Below are 20,593 nucleotides of genomic sequence, written 5' to 3'. Positions count from 1 at the left end.
GTGGCCCGGATAAAAACCACTGCTTTGTAGGGCCTCATCAAGGGCGATCGTGCCGAAGTTGCAGAAAAACCTGATCGCTATAACAAAAAAATCCCAACGCCATGGTAGGTCTTTTCCTACAATGATCCCGGTACCCAAATGGATTGGATCCGTCGCCACCAGGAGTGTTTCAGATGCTTCACTGGAATCCCGAACATCTTCAGGCGTTCGTCGACGAGCGCAGCCCACGGAAGCTGTTCGACATCGCGGTACATCTGGCACAAGATCTGGGCATGGATTACCTAGGGCTGAAACTACGCATCCAGATCGCCACCCAGACACCCAGGGTGTACCTCTACAGCAACTACCCGGATGAGTGGATCGAGCGCTACCAGCGCGATGAGTTCTACAAGCAGGACCCGGCTGCCAACGTCAGCCACAGCTCGACCATGCCGGTGCTGTGGACCGACGAACTGTATCGTGAAGCCCCGCAGTTTCGTGAAGCGGCCTGCCAGCACGGCTTGCGTCATGGCTGGACGCAATCGCTGCACGACCTGCAGCACAACGAAAGCCAGATCAGCGTGGCCAGGCCAGCCGAGAAAATCGACATCGTCGAGCTTTATGACAAGGCCGGCAGCGTTCAGTGGTTGTGCCATACCCTGCATGCGGTTCTCGGCGAACACCACCTGAACGCACTGTGCCCGCCGCAACCTAAAATGAGCGAGCGTGAACTGGAAGTGCTGAAATGGTCGGCCGCCGGCAAGACCGCAGCCGACGTGGCTTGCATCCTGTCGCTGTCGCAGAGCACGGTGAACTTCCACATTCGCAGCGTAATCACCAAGACCAACGCCGCCAACAAGGCCGGCGCCATCGCCATCGCGGCCCTGCGTGGCTGGATCTGACCTTCAAACCTGCGACCTTGGGCAAAGCCCTGTAGAATTGCCCGGCAAAGCCCGGGGCGAACCGCAACGGGCTGTTTCATACCCGAGCCAGACGCCATGCCCCTGTTGACCACCTCCTTCGCCGAACTCGACCTGATCCGCCAGCCGGAACAGGCCAACGACCCGCTGCAGGCTTTCGATGCCGCCGACGAGTACCTGCTTGCGCAGCTACACGAACAGGCACCCGACGCCAACTGCCGGGTGCTGGTGCTCAATGACAGCTTCGGTGCCCTGGCCGCCAGCCTGGCAGGCCGGCTGCAGGTGGTCAGCAGCGGCGATTCGCACCTGGCGCATCTGGCCCTGGAAAAGAACCTTGCGCGCAACGGTTTGCCGTTCGACAGCGTGCCCTTCGTACCGGCGAGCGAACACTGGCAAGGCCCGTTCGACCGGGTGCTGGTGCGCGTGCCCAAGACCCTGGCCCTGCTTGAAGAGCAGCTGATCCGCCTGCAGGGTCACCTGGCGCCCGGTGCTCAGGTGATTGCCGGGGCGATGATCAAGCATTTGCCACACGCAGCCGGCGACCTGATGGAAAAATACATCGGCCCGGTGCAGGCCTCGCTGGCGCAGAAAAAGGCCCGCCTGCTGACGGCCACACTGGCCGAACGGCCGGTTGCCCGCTCGCCCTACCCTACCCGTTACCGCCTCGACGCCCCGGCACTGGAACTGGTCAACCACGCCAACGTGTTCTGCCGTGAAGCACTGGATATCGGCACCCGTGCATTCCTGCCGCATTTGCCACGCGGCCTGGGCAACGCCCGGGTCGCGGACCTGGGTTGTGGCAACGGCGTGCTTGCAGTTGCCAGCGCCCTGGCCAACCCGGATGCCCAGTACACGCTGGTCGACGAATCGTACATGGCGGTGCAATCGGCGCAGGAAAACTGGCAAGCCGCGCTGGGCGAGCGCCCGGCAACCTTCATCGCAGCCGATGGGCTGGCGGGGGTGGAGAAGCAGTCGCTGGACGTGGTGCTGTGCAACCCACCGTTCCACCAGCAGCAGGTGGTAGGTGATTTTCTCGCCTGGCGCATGTTCCAACAGGCGCGTGAGGCGCTGGTGGTGGGCGGGGCGCTGTATATCGTGGGCAACCGCCACCTGGGCTATCACAGCAAGCTGGCGCGGTTGTTCCGCGGGGTTGAGCAAGTGGCGGCTACGCCCAAGTTCGTTATCCTGAAAGCCCGCAAGTAAACCTGTACCGGCCCTATCGCCGGCAAGCCAGCTCCCACAGGTTAATCACAATCCTGAAGGCTGTGCTGTACTTGTGGGAGCTGGCTTGCCGGCGATAGGGCCAGAGCAGGCTTAGCTTAATGTGTGGTCAGGCCCGCAGCCCCCATGAACAGCCGCATCACCCAAGCCGCAACACCCAGGGCCGCAACACTCATCGCCCAGATCAGCAACAGCCAACCCAGTCGCTGCCACAGCGGTTTCTTCTCTTCAAAGCCATGTTTGCCGGTCATCATGCGGCCCTCCTAGTGATAGCCGTCTTCATGGGTCACCTTGCCGCGGAACACGTAGTAGCTCCAGAAGGTGTACATGAGGATGAACGGCAGGATGAACAGTGTGCCCACCAACATGAAGCCCTGACTTTGCGGTGGTGCTGCAGCATCCCAGATCGAAATCGACGGCGGGATGATGTTCGGCCACAGGCTGATGCCCAGGCCGCTGTAACCCAAAAAGATCAGCACCAGGGTGAGCAGGAACGGCGTGTAGTGCGCATTGCGCGCCACCGCCTTGAGCAACCCGTAGAACGTCACCAGTACCAGCAACGGCACCGGCATGAACCAGATCAGGTTAGGCATGCTGAACCAGCGGTCGGCAATCTGTGGATAAGCGATGGGTGTCCACAGGCTGACAATACCGATCACTACCAGCAGTACCAGCGCCAGTGGCCGGGCCATGTCGTGCATCTTCTTTTGCAGCGGCCCTTCGGTCTTCATGATCAGCCAGGTGCACCCCAGCAGGGTGTAGGCCACGATCAGCCCCAGACCACAGAACAGGCTGAACGGGGTCAGCCAGTCGAGGGTGCCACCGGCAAAATGCCGGTCGACCACCTTGAAGCCCTCCAGGAAAGCGCCCAGCGCCACGCCCTGGAAGAAGGTGGCGATCAGCGAGCCCCAGATGAACGCCTTGTTCCAGATATGCCGCTTTTCGGTGGTGGCCTTGAAGCGGAACTCGAAGGCCACACCGCGGAAGATCAGGCCGATCAGCATCAGCATCAGCGGCAGGTAGAGTGCCTCCAGCACCACCGCATAGGCCATCGGGAACGCCCCGAACAGCCCTGCACCGCCCAGCACCAGCCAGGTTTCGTTGCCGTCCCACACAGGGGCGACGGTGTTCATCATCACATCGCGGTCATGCTCGTCCTTGACGAACGGGAAGAGCATGCCGATCCCCAGGTCGAAACCGTCCATCACCACGTACATCATGACGCCGAAGATGATGATCACGGCCCAGATCAGCGGAAGGTCGATACCCATGGCTCAGTTCCCCTTGGTCAGGCTGACGGACTTGGCCTCATGGCCATCATCGGCGGCGGACAGCGGCCGCGCCGGCGTGCGTGTAGTGCCAGGGCCACCAGGGTTGGCCTCGTCGCCCTCACCGGTCTGCGGGCCTTTGCGCACCAGGCGCATCATGTAGCCAAGGCCAGTGCCGAACAGGGCAAAGTACACAACCACAAAGGCCACCAGGGTGAAACCGAGCTGGGCGTAGCTGTGGTTGGACACACCTTCCGCGGTGCGCATCAGGCCGTACACCACCCAAGGCTGGCGACCGATTTCGGTGGTGAACCAGCCCGCCAGCAGCGCGACCAGCCCGGATGGGCCCATCCACAGTGCCACGTACAGGAAGGGGCGTGAGGTGTAGAGGGTGCCGCGCTTACGCAGCCAAAGGCTCCATAGGCCGACGAAGATCATCAGCATGCCCAGCCCGACCATGACCCGGAACGACCAGAAGACGATGGTCGAATTTGGCCGGTCTTCAGGCGGGAACTCCTTCATCGCCGGCACCTGCTTGTCCAGGCTATGGGTCAGGATCAGGCTGCCGAGCGCCGGGATCTCCAGCTTGAAGTGGGTGGTTTCAGCCTTCATGTCGGGGATGCCGAACAGGATCAGCGGTGTCGGCTCGCCTGGCACGTTTTCCCAGTGGCCTTCGATCGCGGCAATTTTTACCGGTTGGTGCTTGAGCGTATTGATGCCATGGAAGTCGCCAATCACGGCCTGGATCGGGGCAACGATCAACGCCATCCACATGGCCATCGACAGCATCTTGCGTACCGCCGGGTTGTCACGCCCGCGCAGCAGGTGCCAGGCCGCCGAGGCACCGACGAAGAACGCCGTGGAGACGAACGCGGCGGTGGCCATGTGCATCAGCCGGTAGGGGAACGAGGGGTTGAAGATCACTGCTAGCCAATCCACCGGCACCACCCGGCCATCAATGATCTCGTGGCCTTGGGGGGTTTGCATCCAGCTGTTGGAGGCGAGGATCCAGAACGTGGAAACCAGCGTGCCGAGTGCCACCATACACGTGGAGAAAAAATGCAGGCCGCGGCCCACGCGGTTCCAGCCAAACAGCATGACGCCGAGGAAACCGGCCTCGAGGAAGAAGGCGGTCAGTACCTCGTAGGTGAGCAACGGCCCGGTCACGGCGCCAGCGAACTCGGAGAAGCGGCTCCAGTTGGTACCGAACTGGTAGGCCATGACCAGGCCGGAGACCACGCCCATGCCGAAGTTGACGGCAAAGATCTTTGACCAGAAGTGATAGAGGTCACGGTAGACCTGCTGGTGGGTCCGCAGCCAGAGGCCTTCGAGGACTGCCAGGTAGCTGGCCAGGCCAATGGTGATGGCCGGGAACAGGATGTGGAACGACACGGTAAAGGCAAACTGCATTCGGGCGAGCTCTAAGGCCTCTATTCCGAACATGGTGCTTCCTCTTCAGATAATCCGGCGTCCGGGCTCGTGACCCAGTCGCCCACTGCCCCCACTGGGTCGAGTACGGCGCGTTGGAATTGTTCTGTTCGATCGCAGGGATTCCGGCCCGGAGGGCCAATTCGTTGAATCTGGAACGATTGATCCAGATCAACGATTGCTAGGAAGCATAGTCCCGAATACACCGGCTGACCGTGTGGTTGATTGCCGCGTGACCGGTTGCCCCACCCTCTTTCATAACGCGTGAAAAAGTGCCGATTCGGGCAAACAGTAACCGTTTGTTACAAACAGATGATACGCTGCGCGCCCCCTCTACTGCGCCGAGGCCCCTGGTTTCCGATGTCCGATTCCGCACCGCAGTTGTTGCGTCACCACCGCCCCTTCCTGGCCTTCTGGCTGGCCCGTGTATTCACCGCCAGCGGCTTTCAGATGCTCACCGTGGCCATTGGCTGGCACCTCTATCAGTTGACCGGCAATGTGCTGGACCTGGGCCTGGTCGGCCTGGTCGAGTTCGCCCCGCGTGTGCTGTTCATGCTGCACACCGGGCATGTGGCCGACCGCTATGACCGGCGCAAGGTCGCGGCCCTGTGCCAGAGCCTGCAAGGGTTGATTGCCCTGGCGCTGGCAGTGGGCAGCGCCACCGACCACGTCACCCGCGAGCTGATTTTTGCCCTTGCCTTCCTGCTCGGGGCCACGCGTTCGTTCGAGATGCCTGCGACCCAGGCGTTGCTGCCCAACGTCGTGCCGCCTGGGCTGTTCCCCCGCGCAGTGGCAGCGTCGGCGTCGGCCACGCAGTCGGCGACCATTGTCGCGCCGGCAGTGGGCGGGTTCCTGTATGCCTTCGGCAGCACTTGGGTGTATGGCCCAACGGTGGCGCTGTATGCCATCGCCTGCGTGCTGACGTTGAGCCTCGATGCCCGCCAGCAAGTAGCGCAACGTGGGCGCGCCAGCATCGAATCGCTGCTGGCGGGCATCCGCTTCATCCGCAGCCGACCCGACATCCTCGGTGCAATCTCGCTGGACCTGTTCGCCGTGCTGTTGGGCGGAGCCACCGCCTTGCTGCCGGTGTTCGCCAAGGACATCCTGCTCACCGGCCCGATGGGCCTGGGCCTACTGCGTTCGGCACCTGCGGTGGGCGCGTTGCTGATGTCGCTGTGGCTGGCGCGCTTCCCGCTCGAACGCAAGGTGGGGCGAACCATGTTCACCGCAGTGGGGGTATTCGGCGTGGCAACCATCGCCTTCGGCCTGTCGACCTCGTTCTGGTTCTCGTTGGCGGTGCTGGTGGTGCTGGGCGCGGCGGACATGATCAGCATGGTCATGCGCAGTTCATTCGTGCAGTTGGAGACGCCAGACGAGATGCGCGGGCGGGTCAGTGCGGTGAATGGCTTGTTCATCGGTGCCTCGAACCAGCTCGGCGAGTTCGAATCGGGGGTGACTGCGCACTGGTTTGGCACAGTGCCGGCGGTGGTAATGGGCGGTGTGGGCACACTGGTGGTGACCGGAGTGTGGATAAAAATGTTCCCGACACTGGCCAAGCGGGACCGGTTGCACAATGGTTGAGGGATAGCCTGTACCGGCCCTTTCGCGGGCACGCCCGCTCCCACAGGGACCGCGCCACATCCAGACCCTGCGCTGTACCTGTGGGAGCGGGCGTGCCCGCGAAGAGGCCAGTACAGGCTGCAGAGAGAGCCCATTCCCCAACGGCCATAGGCCCCTGCCAAGCATGCTGGTATGATGCGCGGCTTTTTTCCTCCCCACACAAAACCACGGCAACCGGTACGGTCTGTGCTTTGCTGATGGGGTCGATACAATCATGGCGCCGGGGGCGCCTTGGGGAGCGGGCATGCTGGAAAGGCTGTTTCAACTAAGAGCACACAACACCAACGTGCGCACCGAGATTCTTGCGGGCGTCACCACCTTCCTGGCCATGGCCTATATCCTGTTCGTCAACCCGAGCATCCTCGGCGAGACCGGCATGGACAAGGGCGCGATCTTCGTCGCCACCTGCCTGGCAGCGGCCATCGGCTCCACCACCATGGGCCTGATCGCCAACTACCCGATCGCCCTGGCGCCGGGCATGGGCCTGAACGCATTCTTCACCTACACCGTAGTGCTGCACATGGGCCACACCTGGCAGGTGGCGCTGGGCGCGGTGTTCCTGTCGGCGGTGATGTTCTTCCTGCTGTCGATCTTCCGTATCCGCGAGTGGATCGTGAACAGCATCCCGCTGCCGCTGCGCTCGGCGATTGCCGCCGGTATCGGCCTGTTCCTGGCATTGATCGCCCTGCATAACGCCGGCATCGTCGTCGATAACCCGGCCACCCTGGTGGGTCTTGGCGACCTCAAGCAGCCGGCACCGATCCTCGCCACGCTGGGCTTCTTCCTGATCGTCGGCCTTGAGTCGCTGAAAGTGCGCGGCGCCGTGCTGATCGGTATTCTGGCGGTGACCATCGCCTCGATCGTGATGGGCGTGACGCCGTTCGCCGGCGTTGTCTCCATGCCGCCGTCGCTGGCACCGACCTTCCTGCAACTGGACATCGCCGGCGCGCTGGACGTGGGCCTGGTCAGCGTGATCTTCGCCTTCCTGTTCGTCGACCTGTTCGACAACTCCGGTACCCTGATCGGCGTGGCCAAACGCGCCGGCCTGATGGGCAAGGACGGCCACATGCCGAAGATGGGCCGCGCCCTGATCGCCGACAGCACCGCCGCCATGGCCGGTTCCCTGCTGGGTACTTCGACCACCACCAGCTACATCGAATCCGCTGCGGGCGTGAGCGCCGGTGGCCGCACCGGCCTGACCGCCATCGTGGTTGCCGTATTGTTCCTGCTGGCGTTGTTCTTCGCCCCGCTGGCCGGTAGCGTGCCGGCATTCGCCACCGCTCCGGCGCTGCTGTTCGTCGCTGTGCTGATGGCTTCGGGCCTGGCAGAAATAAACTGGGATGATGTCACCGAAGCCGCGCCGGTGGTGGTGACCGCCCTGGCCATGCCGCTGACCTACTCGATCGCCAACGGTATCGCCTTCGGCTTCATTTCCTGGACCGCCGTCAAGCTGATCTCTGGCCGCCACCGCGACCTGAATCCGGCCCTGGTGATCCTTTCCATCCTGTTCGTCATCAAGCTGGGCTGGTTCAACGCATGAGTGCTGCTTTCGACCCCTCCTCTTACGCCACCCAGCTGGACGCCAAGGTGGCCCGGCTGCGCGAGCTGCTGGCGCCATTCGGCGCGCCGGAACCGGCTGTTTTCGACTCGCCGCGTGAGCACTACCGCCTGCGCGCCGAGTTCCGCCTGTGGCGCGAAGACGGCCAACGCCACTACGCCATGTTCGCCCCGGGCGACAAGCACAAGGCGATCCTGATCGACGATTTCCCCATTGCCAGCCAGCGCATCAATGCGCTGATGCCGCGCCTGAAAGCGGCCTGGCAGGCCAGTGAGGAACTGGGCAACCGCCTGTTCCAGGTGGAGTTCCTCACCACCCTGGCCGGCGACGCGATGATCACGATGTGCTATCACCGGCCGCTGGACGAAGCCTGGGAAGTGGCCGCGCGGCAACTGGCCGAAGAACTGGGCGTGAGCGTTATTGGCCGCTCCAAAGGCAAACGCCTGGTGATCGGCCGCGACTACGCGGTGGAAAAACTCGACGTGGCTGGCCGTGTGTTCAGCTATCGCCAGCCGGAAGGCGCGTTCACCCAACCCAACGGCGCAGTGAACCAGAAGATGCTGAGCTGGGCCTTCGAGGCCATTGGCGAGCGTGAGGACGATTTGCTGGAGCTGTACTGCGGCAACGGCAACTTCACCCTGCCGCTGGCCACGCGCGTGCGCCAAGCGCTGGCTACCGAAATCAGCAAGACCTCGGTCAATGCCGCGCTGAGCAACCTCGACGAGAACGCTGTGGATAACGTGCGTCTGGTGCGGTTGTCGGCCGAAGAGCTGACCCAGGCGCTGAATGAGGTGCGGCCGTTCCGTCGCCTGGAAGGCATCGACCTGAAGAGCTACGACTTCGGCACGGTGTTTGTCGACCCGCCACGGGCAGGCATGGACCCGGACACCTGCGAGCTGACCCGGCGTTTCGAGCGGATTCTGTACATCTCTTGCAACCCCGAGACCCTGGCCCTGAACATCGCCCAACTGCAAGATACCCACCGTATCGAGCGTTGCGCGCTGTTCGACCAGTTCCCGTATACCCATCACATGGAAAGCGGCGTACTGCTGGTCCGGCGCTGATCTGCGTCGCGGCAGGGCCCCACGGGCTCTGCTGCACGCCACCAGGAGCGTTGTGCCGATGGACCAGTTGAACGCCATGCAAACCTTCCGCCGGGTCGTCGAACTTGGCAGCTTCAGCGCCGCCGCCAGCCAGGCAGGCCTGTCCCATACTGTGCTGTCACGCCAGGTCAAGCACCTTGAACGCCACCTCGGCACACAACTGCTCACCCGCACCACTCGCCGCCTGCACGTGACCGAAGCCGGGGCACTGTTCTACCGTCACTGCGTGCAGATCCTCGAACAGATGCAGGCAATGACCCTCGAGCTGTCAGAACATCAGCAGCAACCCACCGGCACCTTGCGCCTGGGCGTGTCCACGGCCTTCGGTGAGCTGGAACTGGGCCGCTGGTTGCCAGACTTCGTCGAGCGCCATGCGCAGCTACAGATCGAACTCAACTGCAGCGACCGCTTCGTCGACCTGCTGGAGGAACAGGTGGATGTCTGTCTGCGGGTCACCCGCCATCTGCCTGATTCAAGCCTGGTGGCACGGAGGCTGGCCAGCAGCGAAGTACTGCTGGTCGCCGCCCCGCGCTACCTTGAGCGCCACGGCACGCCCACCTCGCCCGCCGACCTGGCCCGACACCCTCTGCTCGGTTACAGCCAACTGCCGCACCCCCAGCGCCTGCAAATGGCCAACGACGCGGGCGAGCGACAGGAAATTCTCATGCCCCGGCGCTTGAGCGCCAACTCGCCCATGGCGTTGCGTGCAGCCGCGATCGGTGCGCTGGGCATCGCCAGCTTCGACCGCTTCATCGTGCAGGACGCCCTGCAGGACGGGCGCCTGTTACCCGTTCTGGGCGAATGGCGGCTGCCGGCGCGAACCCTGTACGCCGTTTACCCGCAGAGCCGCTACCTGGCACCCAAGGTCCGTGCGTTGCTGGATTACGTTCAGGCTTACTATGCGCAAGACAGATGGCCGGCGTGATTTGTGCTATTTCTGCACAAGTTATGCGTCAGACAGGCCGTATTTGTGTGTTGAGTGATTGATTAATCTGCGCTGCACCGTCATCCAGCGCAGGAGCTTCATCATGAAATCATTGCCCGCGGCCATTGCGGCCGTCGTCGCCACCACCCTTGCAGTCGGCGCCCATGCCACGGAAAAAACCATTTCGGTTGCCGATAGCGCTGCCCTGAAATGGCAGGACGTGCCCAACACCCATGGCGCCGTCAGCTATGCCAATGTCGAAGGCGATATCTTCGGCAACGGCCCGTACTCCGCGTATGTGAAATTCAGGAAAGGCACTGACAACGGCTTGCACCAGCACAGCCAGACGATGCCTACAGTGATTTTGAGCGGAACATTCTACGCGGTGATCAACGGCAAGCGTGTCGAATACCCGGCCGGTGGCTACTACAAGCTGCCAGCGGATCTGGTGCACGAAAGCGGTTGCACGGCCGCTGCCGATTGCCTGTTGTTCCAATACCAACCTGGCGCCTTTGACCTGAAACCGGTCAAAAGCTGAAAGACGGGGGCTGCCTGGCAGCCCCGGCCCATTCAGAAGTCGAAGAACACCGTCTCGCCTTCACCCTGAATACGGATATCAAAACGATACGCCGTCTTACCGTCCACTTCGCAACGCGTGGCAATCAAGGTTTCACGCCGCTGCGGCTGCTCGATCAGGTTGAGCACCGGGCACTTGGCGTTGGCTTGAGCCTCGTCATCGAAGTACAGGCGTGTGTGCAGGTGGATGTTGATGCCACGGGCAAACAGGCTGATGTTGATGTGCGGTGCCATTGGCACGCCGGCAGCGTTGTTCACCACACCCGGCTTGACCGTGTGCAGCGTCCACTCACCGGCATCGAAGGTGGTCGCAGTGCGGCCGAAGCTGTTGAAGGCGTTTTCCAGGTTGTAGGCATCCTGGTACTCGCCATTGGCGTCGGCCTGCCACACTTCCAGGAACGAGTCGCGCACCAGGTGGCCGTTACCGTCATACACCTGTCCAAGCAACAGAATATGCTCGCCTGGCGCGTCTGGCTTGGCCAGGCGGTTCCAGATTTCCTGATCACGGGTCGGGTTGCCGGCCGCTTCCAGGGCCAGGCCGATGTGCACGTAGGGGCCGGCAGTCTGCGAAGGGGTTTCCGGCAGCAGTTCGATTGGCATGGCGGGTTCCTCAGCAGTTTTCGAAGTGGGTCTTGCGCTGGCCGCGCAGCACGATGTCGAAGCGGTAGGCCAGGCAGTCCATCGGGTTGGCGTTGCTCATGTCGAGCTTGGCGATCAACTGCTGTACGGCTTCAGGGTTGGCGATCGACTTGACGATCGGGCACATCGGGATCAGCGGGTCACCCTCGAAATACAACTGGGTGATCAGCTTGGTGGCGATCGACGGGCCACTGATGCCGAAGTGGATGTGCGCGGGGCGCCAGTCGTTCGGGCCGTTGCGCCATGGGTACGGGCCCGGCTTGATGGTGCGGAAGCTGTAGTAGCCATCGCTGTCGGTCAGGCAGCGGCCGACACCACCAAAATTCGGGTCCAGCGGTGCCAGGTAACGGTCGTTCTTGTGCCGGTAGCGGCCACCGGCGTTGGCTTGCCACATCTCCACCAAGGTGTTCGGCACAGGCTTGCCGTACTGGTCTACGACGCGGCCGGCAACGATGATGCGCTCACCGATTGGCAGGCCACCGTTGTTGAAGTTCAGCAGCAGGTCATGGTCGTGGGCACCGAAGCCCAGATGGGAAAAGTTCGGACCAGTGGTTTCGCTGATCGACTGTGGAATGCTGACCAGTGCCTGGCGCGGCGAGCGAGCAATGGATGTTTTGTAGTCAGGCGTAAGGGCTTTGGGGTGCCAATTGCGATCACGGATCACGAAGCGGCTGTTGTCCTGGGCGGGCATGCCGGTTTCCTCTCTTGGAATTATGTGAACGCCTGGGCGTGGCAGGCGGACTTACAGTTTCCGGCAGGTCGCGCGCATTGAATATTGAAATAGACCACTAGATCCATAACCAAATGGTTATGGGTTAACACTTTGGCCTGACACCTGCCGCTGTCCTGAACTAATCTTTGTCTTCTTGTTTCACGCTCCGGAGAGCATTCATGGAATGGCGAAAAGGCCGACGCAGCGACAACGTGGTCGATGCCCGAGGCGAAGGTGGCAGCGGTGGCGGCGGCGGCATGCGTTTCGGCGGCGGCAAGGGGCTGGGGCTTGGGGCGATTCTGCTGATTGTGGGCATCGGCTGGCTCACCGGGCAGGACCCGTTGCAGATTCTTGGCCAGCTCACCGGCCAGATGGAACAGCAGCAACAGCAAACGGCACCCAGTGGTACGGGCGCCAAGGCGCCACCGGCCAACGACCAGCAGGCCGAGTTCGTTGCCTCGGTGCTGGGCGACACCGAGGATACCTGGAAAGCGCTGTTTGCCGAAGCCGGCAAGCAATACCGCGACCCCAAGCTGGTGCTGTTCAGTGGCCAGGTCAATTCGGCCTGTGGCTTCGCTTCAGCAGCTGTCGGGCCATTCTACTGCCCGGCGGACCAGCGGGTTTACCTCGACATGTCGTTTTTCCGCGAAATGGAAACCCGCTTCGCTGCGGCCGGCGACTTCGCCCAGGCCTACGTGATCGCCCACGAAATCGGCCACCATGTGCAGACCCTGCTGGGCGTTTCGGCCAAAGTCGATGCCGCACGCCGCAACGGCCAGCGCATGGAGGGCGACAACGGCCTGCTGGTGCGCCAGGAACTGCAAGCCGACTGCCTGGCCGGCGTGTGGGCCTACCAGGCACAGAAGCGCCTGAACTGGCTGGAGCCGGGTGACGTCGAGGAAGCGCTGAACGCGGCCAACGCCATTGGCGACGACCGCCTGCAACAGCAAGGCCGCGGGCGCGTGGTGCCAGACTCGTTCACCCATGGCACCTCTGCACAGCGGGTGCGCTGGTTCAAAGCCGGGTTTGCCGAAGGCGAAGTGAACAGCTGCGATACCTTCAGTGCACGTAACCTTTGATACTGATTGGGGCCGCTTTGCGGCCCTTCGCGGGCACGCCCGCTCCCACAGAGACTGCGCTAACTTCAAGGGCAACGATCAACCTGTGGGAGCGGGCAAGCCAGCGAAGGGCTGCAAAGCAGCCCCAATAATCCAGTTACAAATCTGCTGAAAAAGCGTTTCAGCTTCCCAAATCATTGCCGATAACCCCTGCACGAGTCAGCGGGCATCCAGAACAACAACGCCTTGCGATCGAAGATCAAGCGAGCGAAAACTACTTCTGGAGAGCGTGCATGAACAGCTGGTTCGCCAACATCAGCGTCAACCTGAAACTCGGCCTGGGCTTCGGCCTGGTGCTGGTCCTCACCGGCCTGCTGGCCTTGACCGGCTGGACCAGCCTGGGCAGCCTGATCGACCGCAGCAACTGGATGGGTGACATCGGCCAGCTCAACAAAGACCTGACCGACCTGCGCATCGCGCGCCTGCAATACATGATTGCCAACGGCGACGATGCCGCCGCCGCCAACACCCAGACCAAGCTGGATGCTTTCAGCAAGCAGCAGGCCTACCTGGCCAGCACCTTCAAAAGCCCGGACAACGTCAAACTGCTCAATGAACTGGGCGCAACCATCAGCGCCTACAAGGTGTCGCTGAACAAGATGCGCCAAGGCTACGACGCCACCCGTGCTGCGCGCGTTGCCATGGACGGTTCGGCCACCCGTGCCGACCAGGCCATGGACGTCCTCAGCCAGGAAGTCATGGCGCGTCCGGAGGCCGACAGCGTACGCCTGGCCCAGTACCTGCTGATCAGCAAGGCCCGCCAGCAATTACTGCAGGTGCGCATCGACGTGCGCGGCTACATTGCCGACAACAGTGCTGCCAACGAACAGGCCGCCCTGCGCCAGCTGGACGCTGCCCTGGTCGAAATCGACAACCTCAAACGCCAGCTGCCAAGCGAAGATACCCGCCTGCAACAGTTCGAGCGCTCGGTACTGGCCTACCGCGACGCTGTACGCCAATTCCGCGACGCGGTAGCCGACATCACCACCTCCCGCGCCGAAATGACCGTACAGGGCGCCGACATCGTCAAGCGCAGTGATGCGCTGTACCAGATACAACTGCAGCGCCGCGACATCGAAAGCACCCAGGCTCGCAGCCTGCAGGCCATCGCTACCCTGCTGGCACTGCTGGTTGGCGTACTGGCAGCCGTGCTGATCACCCGCCAGATCACCGGCCCGCTGCGTGAAACCCTGGTAGCGGTGGAAAAGATCGCCAGCGGCGACCTCACCCAGCACGTGCGGGTCACCCGCCGCGACGAACTGGGTGTGCTGCAGCAGGGCATTGCACGCATGGGTACGACCCTGCGCGAGCTGATCAGCGGCATCCGCGATGGCGTCACCCAGATCGCCAGCGCCGCCGAAGAGTTGTCGGCAGTGACCGAGCAGACCAGTGCCGGCGCCAACAGCCAGAAGGTCGAGACCGACCAGGTGGCCACTGCCATGCACGAAATGGCCGCCACCGTTCAGGAAGTGGCGCGCAATGCCGAGCAGGCCTCGCATGCCGCCACTGGTGCCGACGAAGAAGCCCGCGCCGGCGACCGGGTAGTAGGCGAGGCGATTGGCCAGATCGAGCGCCTGGCGGAGGACATGCACCGCTCTACCGAGGCGATGAACCTGTTGCAGCAGGAAAGCAAGAAGATCGGTAGCGTGATGGATGTGATCAAATCGGTAGCCGAACAGACCAACCTGTTGGCGCTAAACGCGGCGATCGAGGCGGCGCGTGCCGGCGAGGCCGGGCGTGGTTTTGCCGTGGTCGCCGACGAAGTGCGCGGCCTGGCCCAGCGCACGCAGAAGTCCACCGAAGAAATCGAAGCGCTGATTGCCAGCCTGCAGGATGGTACCCAGCAAGTGGCGAACGCCATGCAGGGCAGCCGTAGCTTGACCGACAGCAGCGTCGATCTGGCGCGCAAGGCTGGGGCCTCGCTGGAGAGCATCACCACTACGGTGTCGAGCATCCAGTCGATGAACCAGCAGATTGCGGCGGCGGCAGAACAGCAGAGTGCCGTGGCCGAAGAGATCAGCCGCAGTATCCTGAATGTGCGTGATGTGTCGGAACAGACGGCGGCGGCCAGTGACGAGACGGCGTCTGCAAGCGTTGAGCTGGCACGCCTTGGCGGGCAGTTGCAGACCTTGGTCAGCCAGTTCCGCGTCTGACCGGAACATTCCTGGGGCCGCTTTGCGGCCCATCGCCGGCAAGCCAGGCTCCCACAGAAACAGCACAAGCCTCGAAGGAAGCGCCGAACCTGTGGGAGCTGGCTTGCCGGCGATGAGGCCGGCACAGGCGGCCGCTTACTTGACGATCATCCCCACCCCACGCCCACGCGGATCGGAAGCAGTCTCAAGCTTCGCCCCATCCACCCGGATCGCCTGAATATCGCCCATCTCCCAGCCCTGGTCCTCCAGCACATAGCCCATCTTCTTCAAATCATCAGCCACCGGCCCGGTCAACGGCGCATAGGCGTCAAAGTAGATGGTGTCCTTGGGCAGCAACTGATGGTGCACCCGCTGCGCCGCCACCGCCTTGGCCAGCGGCATATCGTAGTCGTACAGGTTGTTCATCACCTGGAAGATCGAGGTGAAAATCCGCGAGCCACCCGGGGTACCAATGACCAACTCGACCTTGCCATCACGGGTCATCAGGCTGGGGCTCATCGATGACAGCATGCGCTTGCCCGGTTCGATCGCGTTGGCATCCCCGCCCACGACACCAAAGGCATTCGCCGCCCCTGGCTTGGCGCTGAAGTCGTCCATCTCGTCGTTGAGCAGGAAGCCTGCGCCCTTCACCACTACGCCACTGCCGTAGTCGAGGTTGAGGGTGTAGGTGTTGCTGACCGCGTTGCCTTGCTTGTCCACGATCGAGAAGTGCGTGGTCTGGTGCGGCTCAAGGCCCGGCTTGACCTTGTCGGTGTCGGAGATGGCCTTAGGGTTGACCTGCGCGGCGCGCTTGGCCAGGTAGTCCTTGGCCACCAGCTTATCCACAGGCACCTTGGTGAAGGCCGGGTCGCCGAGGTAATCGGCGCGGTCGGCGAACACCCGCTTCTCGATCTCGGCCAACAGGTGGATGTACTGCGCAGAGTTGTGCGCCACCCCCTTGAAGTCCGCCGCGCGGTCTTCCTTGATGCCCAACAGCTGGGCCAGGGCAACACCGCCAGAGCTCGGTGGTGGCGCGGTGTAGACCACGTTGCCGCGCCAGCTTACGGCCATCGGCTCACGCCATACGGCTTTGTAATCCTTCAAGTCTTCTTTGGTGATCAGGCCCTTGTCTGCCTGCATCTGCGCCACCAGCAAGTCGGCGGTCTTGCCCTGGTAGAACTCGCTCACGCCCTTGTCGGCGATGCGCTCCAGGGTCTGGGCCATTTCTGGCTGTTTGAACAGCTCGCCGACCTTCATATTGCCGAAGTAGTCGTTGAAGTTGGTCGCCGTCTTGAACATGCCTTGGGCATCGTTGCGGTACTGGTACTGTTTTTCAGCCACCTTGAAGCCGTTTTTCGCATAGCCGATGGCCGGGGTCAGCAGCTCGCTCCAGGGCAGCTTGCCGAACTTCTGGTGCGCCTCCCACAGGCCCATCACCGTACCGGGCACACCCGCGGCGCGTACCCCGACCAGGCTGAGGTTTTCAATGACTTCGCCCTTGTCGTCCAGGTACATGTTGCGTGTAGCGGCCTTCGGCGCGACTTCGCGGTAGTCGAGGAAGTAGGGCTTGCCGTCGACGAACAGGGTCATGAACCCGCCACCGCCGATGTTGCCGGCCTCCGGGTAGGTCACCGCCAGGGTGAAGGCAGTCGCCACTGCGGCGTCAACCGCGTTGCCGCCCTTTTTCAGAATGTCGGCGGCTACCTGTGCACCATATTGATCGGGTGCAGCCACCGCGCCGCCCTCCAGCGTGGCGGCATAAACCGAGGAACAGCTCAGGATCGCGGCGGCGAGAGCAAGGTACTGGAACGGGACAATACGCATGACACTTCCTTGGTGTTGTTTTTGTTGAGCAGTCAGTAAGGCCGAAGCGTTTCGACTGTGCAATCAACCGTAGGAAATTTCGCCGCCTGTGGACAGGATCTGTCGCGTTCAGGCAACTCAGCAGGCGTACATCGCCAGCTTGCGCTGGATGAAATCGAGGAAGCACTGAATACGCAGGGCCAACTGGGTGTTGCGGTAGTACACCGCGTGGATCGGCTGGCGATAGCCGTTGTTCGCCTCTGCCAGCAGCACCTGCAAACGCCCGGTGCGAATATCCTCGTGGGTCATGAAGTGCGACAGGCTGACGATGCCCTCGCCGGCCAATGCCAGCTGACGCAGGGTTTCACCGCTGGAAGCGATCAGCGCCGGGCGGATGTTGAAGCGGTCACCCTGGGCGTGGCGCAGTGGCCAATGGTTGAGCGATTCGGGCTGACTGAAACCGAGCAGACAGTGGTTGGCCAGGTCTTCGACCCGCTGCGGCGTGCCATGCTGCTCAAGGTAGGCCGGGCTGGCCAGCACCTGCACCGGGCTGCAACCCAGGTTGCGGGCGTGCAGGCTGGAATCGGCCAGTTCGCCAATGCGGATCGCCACATCGGTGCTTTGCTCCAGCAGGTCGATGATCAGATCATCGGTGTTCAGTTCCAGCTCGATGCCCGGGTACTCGCGACGGAACTCACCGATCCACGGCAGGATGGCATGCAGCATGAACGGCGCAGCGGCGTTGATGCGCAAGCGCCCGGTGGGCGTCTGTTGGTTTATCGACAGACGCTCTTCCATCTCCTCCATCTGTTGCAGAACCTGCCGCGAGCGCTCAAGGAAATAGCGGCCTTCTTCCGTGAGGTCCATGCGCCGGGTGGTGCGGTTGACCAGGGTGGTACCCAGCTTGCCCTCCAGGCGCGACAAGGTGCGGCTGACGGCGGACGGGGTCTGGCCCATCTGCTCGGCGGCGGCAGAGATCGAGCCGCAGTCGATGACGGCGACGAATACCTGAAGTTCTTCGGATCGGGTTTTCACATTCGGGCCTGTGATGAGTATCTGCCAGAATTAGATCGCCTTGCCGAACACCTTGTCCAGATGTGCTTCATAAGCTGCCAACGCCGCCGGCACATCCGGGCGCTTCATCACATCCGTTGCCAGGAAAGTCGGCAGACCGGTCATGCCAAGGAACTGGTTGGCCTTGTGGAACGGGAAGTACACCGCATCCACGCCCTTGCCTTCGAAGAAGTCGCTCGGGTCATCGAACGCCTGCTGCGGCGCATTCCAGGTCAGCGACAGCATGTACTGCTTACCGTGGACCAAGCCACCGCTGCCGTACTTCTGCGAGGCATCCGAACGGGTACGACCGTCGCTGGCATACAGGCTGCCATGACCCGCAGTGAACACGTCGTCGACGTACTTCTTCACGGTCCACGGCGCGCCCATCCACCAGCCCGGCATCTGATAAATGATCACATCGGCCCATAGGAATTTCTGCACTTCTTCCTCAGCATCGTAGCCGCCATCAATAAAGGTCTGGCGCACATCGAAACCGGCGCGGTCCAGGTGAGCGATGGCCGCTTCGTGCAAGGTCGCGTTGAGACGGCCTTCGGAGTGAGCGAACTGTTTACCACCATTAAGCAGAAGGATCTTTTTCATGCTGGCCTCCCCGGCCGAGTCAAAATTTGATGTCGGCAGGTTAGAGGCTCGCAGGGGCGGGATACAGCAGTGACCGGGCAAAATACAATTGACCAGAAGTCACGAATCAGCATCACATTATTGCCGTAGAATCGGTTCACCACCCATCACCGAGTAGCGCCCCATGAGTGAGCAGTTCGCCTTCATCCTCAAAGCCAAGACCCGCCCGGAAATGGCTGATGCGTTCGAAAACCTGTTCCGCCCTTACGTCGAACCAAGCCGCCAGGAGCCAGGTTGCATCGAGTACCACATGCTGCGCGACCAGCAGGACCCGAGCCTGTTCGTGTTCTTCGAAGTGTGGGCCGACCAGGCCGCGCTGGATGTGCACTCGGCCCTGCCGCACATGGCCGCCTTCTTTGAGAAGCGCATGGACTACCTGGAGCGCGATTTCGATATCCAGCGGGTCGACATGCTCAGCGCATCAAGCGCTAGCCGTTGATCAGCAAGTGGCCGCCGAGTGCGGCCAGGCCGATGAAGAAGCAACGCTTGAACAGCAGCGCGCTGATGCGCTGACGCAACCACTGCCCGGCCAGCATGCCGATCAAGGCGGGCGCCAGCATCAGCAGCGAAGCACCCAACGCCTGGCCACCCAGGGCATCCTGCCCGGCCAGGCCAACGGCCAGCGCCAGGGTCGAAACCGTGAACGACAGGCCCAGGGCCTGGATCATCTGTTCACGGCTCAGGCCCAGGCTCTGCAGGTAGGGCACCGCAGGTATCACGAATACCCCGGTTGCCGCCGTGACCACACCCGTCACCAGCCCGCAGACCGGCCCCAGCCAACGCTCGTGCGCCGGTGCCAGGTGCAAGCCCGGGCCGACCAGCCCGTACAACGCATACACCAGCAAGGCCGCACCCAGCGCGTGCACGGCCCATGGGCCACTGTTGATGCCCAGCCAGGCACTGCCCAGCAAGGTGCCAATGAAGATCAGCGCCAGCATCGGCCCCAGCCGCGTCAGCAACGCCCGCAGGTGCCCGCCGCTGGCCAGCTGCCAGAGGTTGGTGAGGGTTGAAGGCACGATCAATAGCGCAGCAGCCTGCGCCGGTGACATAGCCAGCCCCAACAGGCCCATGGCGATGGTCGGCATACCGAGGCCGATCACCCCCTTCACCGCGCCCGCCAGCAGGAAGGTCAGCACCACCAGCAGCGACAGGGCCGGGCCAATGTTCTGGTAAAAAGCGAGCAAGGTAGTCATGGGCTGTTGGCACTAAACCTGTGGGGGCGGGTTTACCTGCGAAGCATGCTGACACACAATGGCGCCTTGTCGCTCCCCGAAAAAGGATTTTTCAGTGGCATCGATCTACCAGCTCAAACCGCGCTTCCAGGCCCTGCTGCGCCCGGCAGTCGAGCGCCTTTACGACCGCGGTGTCACCGCCAACCAGGTCACCGTCGCCGCCGCAGCGGTGTCGATATTGCTAGGCCTGCTGCTTGCCACCCTGCCCCACGTTACCTGGCTGTTCATCCTGATACCGGTGTGGATGCTGCTGCGCATGGCGCTGAACGCCGTCGACGGCATGCTGGCCCGGGAATTCGGCCAGCAATCCACCCTCGGCGCCTACCTCAACGAACTTTGCGACGTGATCGCCGACGCCGCGCTCTACCTGCCCTTTGCCCTGCTGGCCGGGGTTTCGCCAACGCTTGTGGTGCTGGTAGTGCTGTGTGCCACCTTCAGTGAATACGCCGGTGTCATGGGCCCGCTGGCTGGCGCCTCGCGGCGTTATGACGGCCCCATGGGCAAAAGCGACCGGGCCTTTGCCTTTGGCGTGCTGGGTACCGGGGTCGCCTTTGGCCTGCTGAACGGCAGCTGGATCAATGGTTTGCTGCTGGTCATCCTCGCGCTCTCGCTCTATACCCTCTACAACCGGGTTCGCCAAGGGCTGGCTGAAACCCGCTGAGCC

The 20,593-nt window shown here is 62.6% G+C and carries 20 protein-coding genes; 11 read left to right on the top strand and 9 right to left on the bottom strand.

What is annotated here, in order from left to right; all coding sequences use genetic code 11:
* The first annotated feature begins 173 nt into the window (after positions 1-173).
* Together P0Y58_06335 and P0Y58_06330 are read left to right on the top strand one after the other, a co-directional pair.
* Complete coding sequence (locus P0Y58_06335) at positions 174-881, top strand: autoinducer binding domain-containing protein (protein WEK31810.1); 708 nt, start codon at positions 174-176, stop codon at positions 879-881.
* Between the two features lie 96 nt (positions 882-977).
* Entirely contained in the window at positions 978-2,102 is a 1,125-nt protein-coding gene (locus P0Y58_06330; GenBank protein WEK31809.1) for a methyltransferase, read from the top strand.
* Positions 2,103-2,218: 116 nt separating this feature from the next.
* Here the strand turns inward: P0Y58_06330 and P0Y58_06325 are convergent, their stop codons facing one another.
* Genes P0Y58_06325 through P0Y58_06315 form a run of 3 tightly spaced genes read right to left on the bottom strand, consistent with a single transcriptional unit; the run spans position 2,219 to position 4,831 of the window.
* Complete coding sequence (locus P0Y58_06325) at positions 2,219-2,374, bottom strand: DUF2474 domain-containing protein (GenBank protein WEK31808.1); 156 nt, start codon at positions 2,372-2,374, stop codon at positions 2,219-2,221.
* Between the two features lie 9 nt (positions 2,375-2,383).
* On the bottom strand, positions 2,384-3,391 hold the full coding sequence (gene cydB / locus P0Y58_06320; GenBank protein ID WEK31807.1) for a cytochrome d ubiquinol oxidase subunit II: 1,008 nt from the start codon (positions 3,389-3,391) through the stop codon (positions 2,384-2,386).
* A 3-nt stretch (positions 3,392-3,394) separates the two neighbouring features.
* Positions 3,395-4,831: a cytochrome ubiquinol oxidase subunit I gene (locus P0Y58_06315; protein WEK31806.1), complete on the bottom strand. Its 1,437-nt coding sequence runs from the start codon at positions 4,829-4,831 to the stop codon at positions 3,395-3,397.
* 345 nt (positions 4,832-5,176) lie between these two features.
* Between P0Y58_06315 and P0Y58_06310 the strand changes: the two genes are divergently transcribed.
* From P0Y58_06310 to P0Y58_06290, 5 genes are all read left to right on the top strand, one after another.
* A complete protein-coding gene (locus P0Y58_06310; GenBank protein ID WEK31805.1) occupies positions 5,177-6,397 on the top strand; it encodes an MFS transporter in 1,221 nt (406 codons plus the stop codon).
* A 283-nt stretch (positions 6,398-6,680) separates the two neighbouring features.
* Positions 6,681-7,976 carry an NCS2 family permease gene (locus tag P0Y58_06305; GenBank protein WEK31804.1) on the top strand — a complete coding sequence of 432 codons (1,296 nt, stop codon included), beginning with the start codon at positions 6,681-6,683 and terminating at the stop codon, positions 7,974-7,976.
* Positions 7,973-9,058, top strand: coding sequence for a tRNA (uridine(54)-C5)-methyltransferase TrmA (trmA, locus tag P0Y58_06300; GenBank protein ID WEK31803.1), 1,086 nt, complete (start codon positions 7,973-7,975; stop codon positions 9,056-9,058). Before P0Y58_06305 ends, trmA begins: the two co-directional genes overlap by 4 nt.
* Positions 9,059-9,116: 58 nt before the next feature.
* Entirely contained in the window at positions 9,117-10,022 is a 906-nt protein-coding gene (locus tag P0Y58_06295) for a LysR family transcriptional regulator (GenBank protein WEK31802.1), read from the top strand.
* Between the two features lie 103 nt (positions 10,023-10,125).
* Entirely contained in the window at positions 10,126-10,560 is a 435-nt protein-coding gene (locus P0Y58_06290) for a cupin (GenBank protein WEK31801.1), read from the top strand.
* Positions 10,561-10,592: 32 nt separating this feature from the next.
* On the opposite strand, the gene pcaG is transcribed toward P0Y58_06290, so the two are convergent.
* Both pcaG and pcaH read right to left on the bottom strand, forming a co-directional pair.
* The gene (gene pcaG, locus P0Y58_06285) at positions 10,593-11,198 is read right to left on the bottom strand and encodes a protocatechuate 3,4-dioxygenase subunit alpha (protein WEK31800.1); all 606 of its coding nucleotides are present in this window, start codon (positions 11,196-11,198) and stop codon (positions 10,593-10,595) included.
* 10 nt (positions 11,199-11,208) lie between these two features.
* On the bottom strand, positions 11,209-11,928 hold the full coding sequence (gene pcaH / locus P0Y58_06280) for a protocatechuate 3,4-dioxygenase subunit beta (protein WEK31799.1): 720 nt from the start codon (positions 11,926-11,928) through the stop codon (positions 11,209-11,211).
* Between the two features lie 200 nt (positions 11,929-12,128).
* Between pcaH and P0Y58_06275 the strand changes: the two genes are divergently transcribed.
* On the top strand, positions 12,129-13,028 hold the full coding sequence (locus P0Y58_06275) for a neutral zinc metallopeptidase (GenBank protein ID WEK31798.1): 900 nt from the start codon (positions 12,129-12,131) through the stop codon (positions 13,026-13,028).
* Positions 13,029-13,300: 272 nt separating this feature from the next.
* Complete coding sequence (locus P0Y58_06270; protein ID WEK31797.1) at positions 13,301-15,220, top strand: methyl-accepting chemotaxis protein; 1,920 nt, start codon at positions 13,301-13,303, stop codon at positions 15,218-15,220.
* A 135-nt stretch (positions 15,221-15,355) separates the two neighbouring features.
* Here P0Y58_06270 and ggt read toward each other — a convergent pair whose 3' ends face one another.
* The 3 genes from ggt to P0Y58_06255 form a co-directional block, all read right to left on the bottom strand.
* On the bottom strand, positions 15,356-17,023 hold the full coding sequence (ggt, locus tag P0Y58_06265; GenBank protein ID WEK31796.1) for a gamma-glutamyltransferase: 1,668 nt from the start codon (positions 17,021-17,023) through the stop codon (positions 15,356-15,358).
* Positions 17,024-17,140: 117 nt separating this feature from the next.
* Positions 17,141-18,037 carry a LysR family transcriptional regulator gene (locus P0Y58_06260; protein ID WEK31795.1) on the bottom strand — a complete coding sequence of 299 codons (897 nt, stop codon included), beginning with the start codon at positions 18,035-18,037 and terminating at the stop codon, positions 17,141-17,143.
* Positions 18,038-18,067: 30 nt separating this feature from the next.
* Entirely contained in the window at positions 18,068-18,658 is a 591-nt protein-coding gene (locus P0Y58_06255; GenBank protein WEK31794.1) for an NAD(P)H-dependent oxidoreductase, read from the bottom strand.
* 163 nt (positions 18,659-18,821) lie between these two features.
* On the opposite strand from P0Y58_06255, the gene P0Y58_06250 reads away from it, so the two are divergent.
* Positions 18,822-19,136 (top strand): putative quinol monooxygenase, encoded by a 315-nt coding sequence (locus P0Y58_06250; GenBank protein ID WEK31793.1) that lies wholly within the window; start codon positions 18,822-18,824, stop codon positions 19,134-19,136.
* Here the strand turns inward: P0Y58_06250 and P0Y58_06245 are convergent.
* Entirely contained in the window at positions 19,126-19,890 is a 765-nt protein-coding gene (locus P0Y58_06245) for a sulfite exporter TauE/SafE family protein (protein WEK31792.1), read from the bottom strand. The two genes, P0Y58_06250 and P0Y58_06245, sit on opposite strands and share 11 nt — an antisense overlap.
* Positions 19,891-19,984: 94 nt before the next feature.
* Between P0Y58_06245 and P0Y58_06240 the strand changes: the two genes are divergently transcribed.
* Positions 19,985-20,590, top strand: coding sequence for a CDP-alcohol phosphatidyltransferase family protein (locus tag P0Y58_06240; GenBank protein WEK31791.1), 606 nt, complete (start codon positions 19,985-19,987; stop codon positions 20,588-20,590).
* Positions 20,591-20,593 lie beyond the last annotated feature (3 nt).

The sequence above is a fragment of the Candidatus Pseudomonas phytovorans genome (genome assembly GCA_029202525.1).
GTDB lineage: Bacteria > Pseudomonadota > Gammaproteobacteria > Pseudomonadales > Pseudomonadaceae > Aquipseudomonas > Aquipseudomonas phytovorans.
Note: the sequence above shows the minus strand (reverse complement) of the source record. Positions and strands in the feature narration are given on the sequence as shown.

What these genes read in the sequence shown, in the direction of transcription:
- P0Y58_06335 (WEK31810.1), top strand. Translation starts at nt 174, where the DNA reads ATGCTTCACTGGAATCCCGAACATCTTCAGGCGTTCGTCGACGAGCGC.
- P0Y58_06330 (WEK31809.1), top strand. Translation starts at nt 978, where the DNA reads ATGCCCCTGTTGACCACCTCCTTCGCCGAACTCGACCTGATCCGCCAG.
- P0Y58_06325 (WEK31808.1), bottom strand. Translation starts at nt 2,374, where the DNA reads ATGATGACCGGCAAACATGGCTTTGAAGAGAAGAAACCGCTGTGGCAG.
- cydB (WEK31807.1), bottom strand. Translation starts at nt 3,391, where the DNA reads ATGGGTATCGACCTTCCGCTGATCTGGGCCGTGATCATCATCTTCGGC.
- P0Y58_06315 (WEK31806.1), bottom strand. Translation starts at nt 4,831, where the DNA reads ATGTTCGGAATAGAGGCCTTAGAGCTCGCCCGAATGCAGTTTGCCTTT.
- P0Y58_06310 (WEK31805.1), top strand. Translation starts at nt 5,177, where the DNA reads ATGTCCGATTCCGCACCGCAGTTGTTGCGTCACCACCGCCCCTTCCTG.
- P0Y58_06305 (WEK31804.1), top strand. Translation starts at nt 6,681, where the DNA reads ATGCTGGAAAGGCTGTTTCAACTAAGAGCACACAACACCAACGTGCGC.
- trmA (WEK31803.1), top strand. Translation starts at nt 7,973, where the DNA reads ATGAGTGCTGCTTTCGACCCCTCCTCTTACGCCACCCAGCTGGACGCC.
- P0Y58_06295 (WEK31802.1), top strand. Translation starts at nt 9,117, where the DNA reads ATGGACCAGTTGAACGCCATGCAAACCTTCCGCCGGGTCGTCGAACTT.
- P0Y58_06290 (WEK31801.1), top strand. Translation starts at nt 10,126, where the DNA reads ATGAAATCATTGCCCGCGGCCATTGCGGCCGTCGTCGCCACCACCCTT.
- pcaG (WEK31800.1), bottom strand. Translation starts at nt 11,198, where the DNA reads ATGCCAATCGAACTGCTGCCGGAAACCCCTTCGCAGACTGCCGGCCCC.
- pcaH (WEK31799.1), bottom strand. Translation starts at nt 11,928, where the DNA reads ATGCCCGCCCAGGACAACAGCCGCTTCGTGATCCGTGATCGCAATTGG.
- P0Y58_06275 (WEK31798.1), top strand. Translation starts at nt 12,129, where the DNA reads ATGGAATGGCGAAAAGGCCGACGCAGCGACAACGTGGTCGATGCCCGA.
- P0Y58_06270 (WEK31797.1), top strand. Translation starts at nt 13,301, where the DNA reads ATGAACAGCTGGTTCGCCAACATCAGCGTCAACCTGAAACTCGGCCTG.
- ggt (WEK31796.1), bottom strand. Translation starts at nt 17,023, where the DNA reads ATGCGTATTGTCCCGTTCCAGTACCTTGCTCTCGCCGCCGCGATCCTG.
- P0Y58_06255 (WEK31794.1), bottom strand. Translation starts at nt 18,658, where the DNA reads ATGAAAAAGATCCTTCTGCTTAATGGTGGTAAACAGTTCGCTCACTCC.
- P0Y58_06250 (WEK31793.1), top strand. Translation starts at nt 18,822, where the DNA reads ATGAGTGAGCAGTTCGCCTTCATCCTCAAAGCCAAGACCCGCCCGGAA.
- P0Y58_06245 (WEK31792.1), bottom strand. Translation starts at nt 19,890, where the DNA reads ATGACTACCTTGCTCGCTTTTTACCAGAACATTGGCCCGGCCCTGTCG.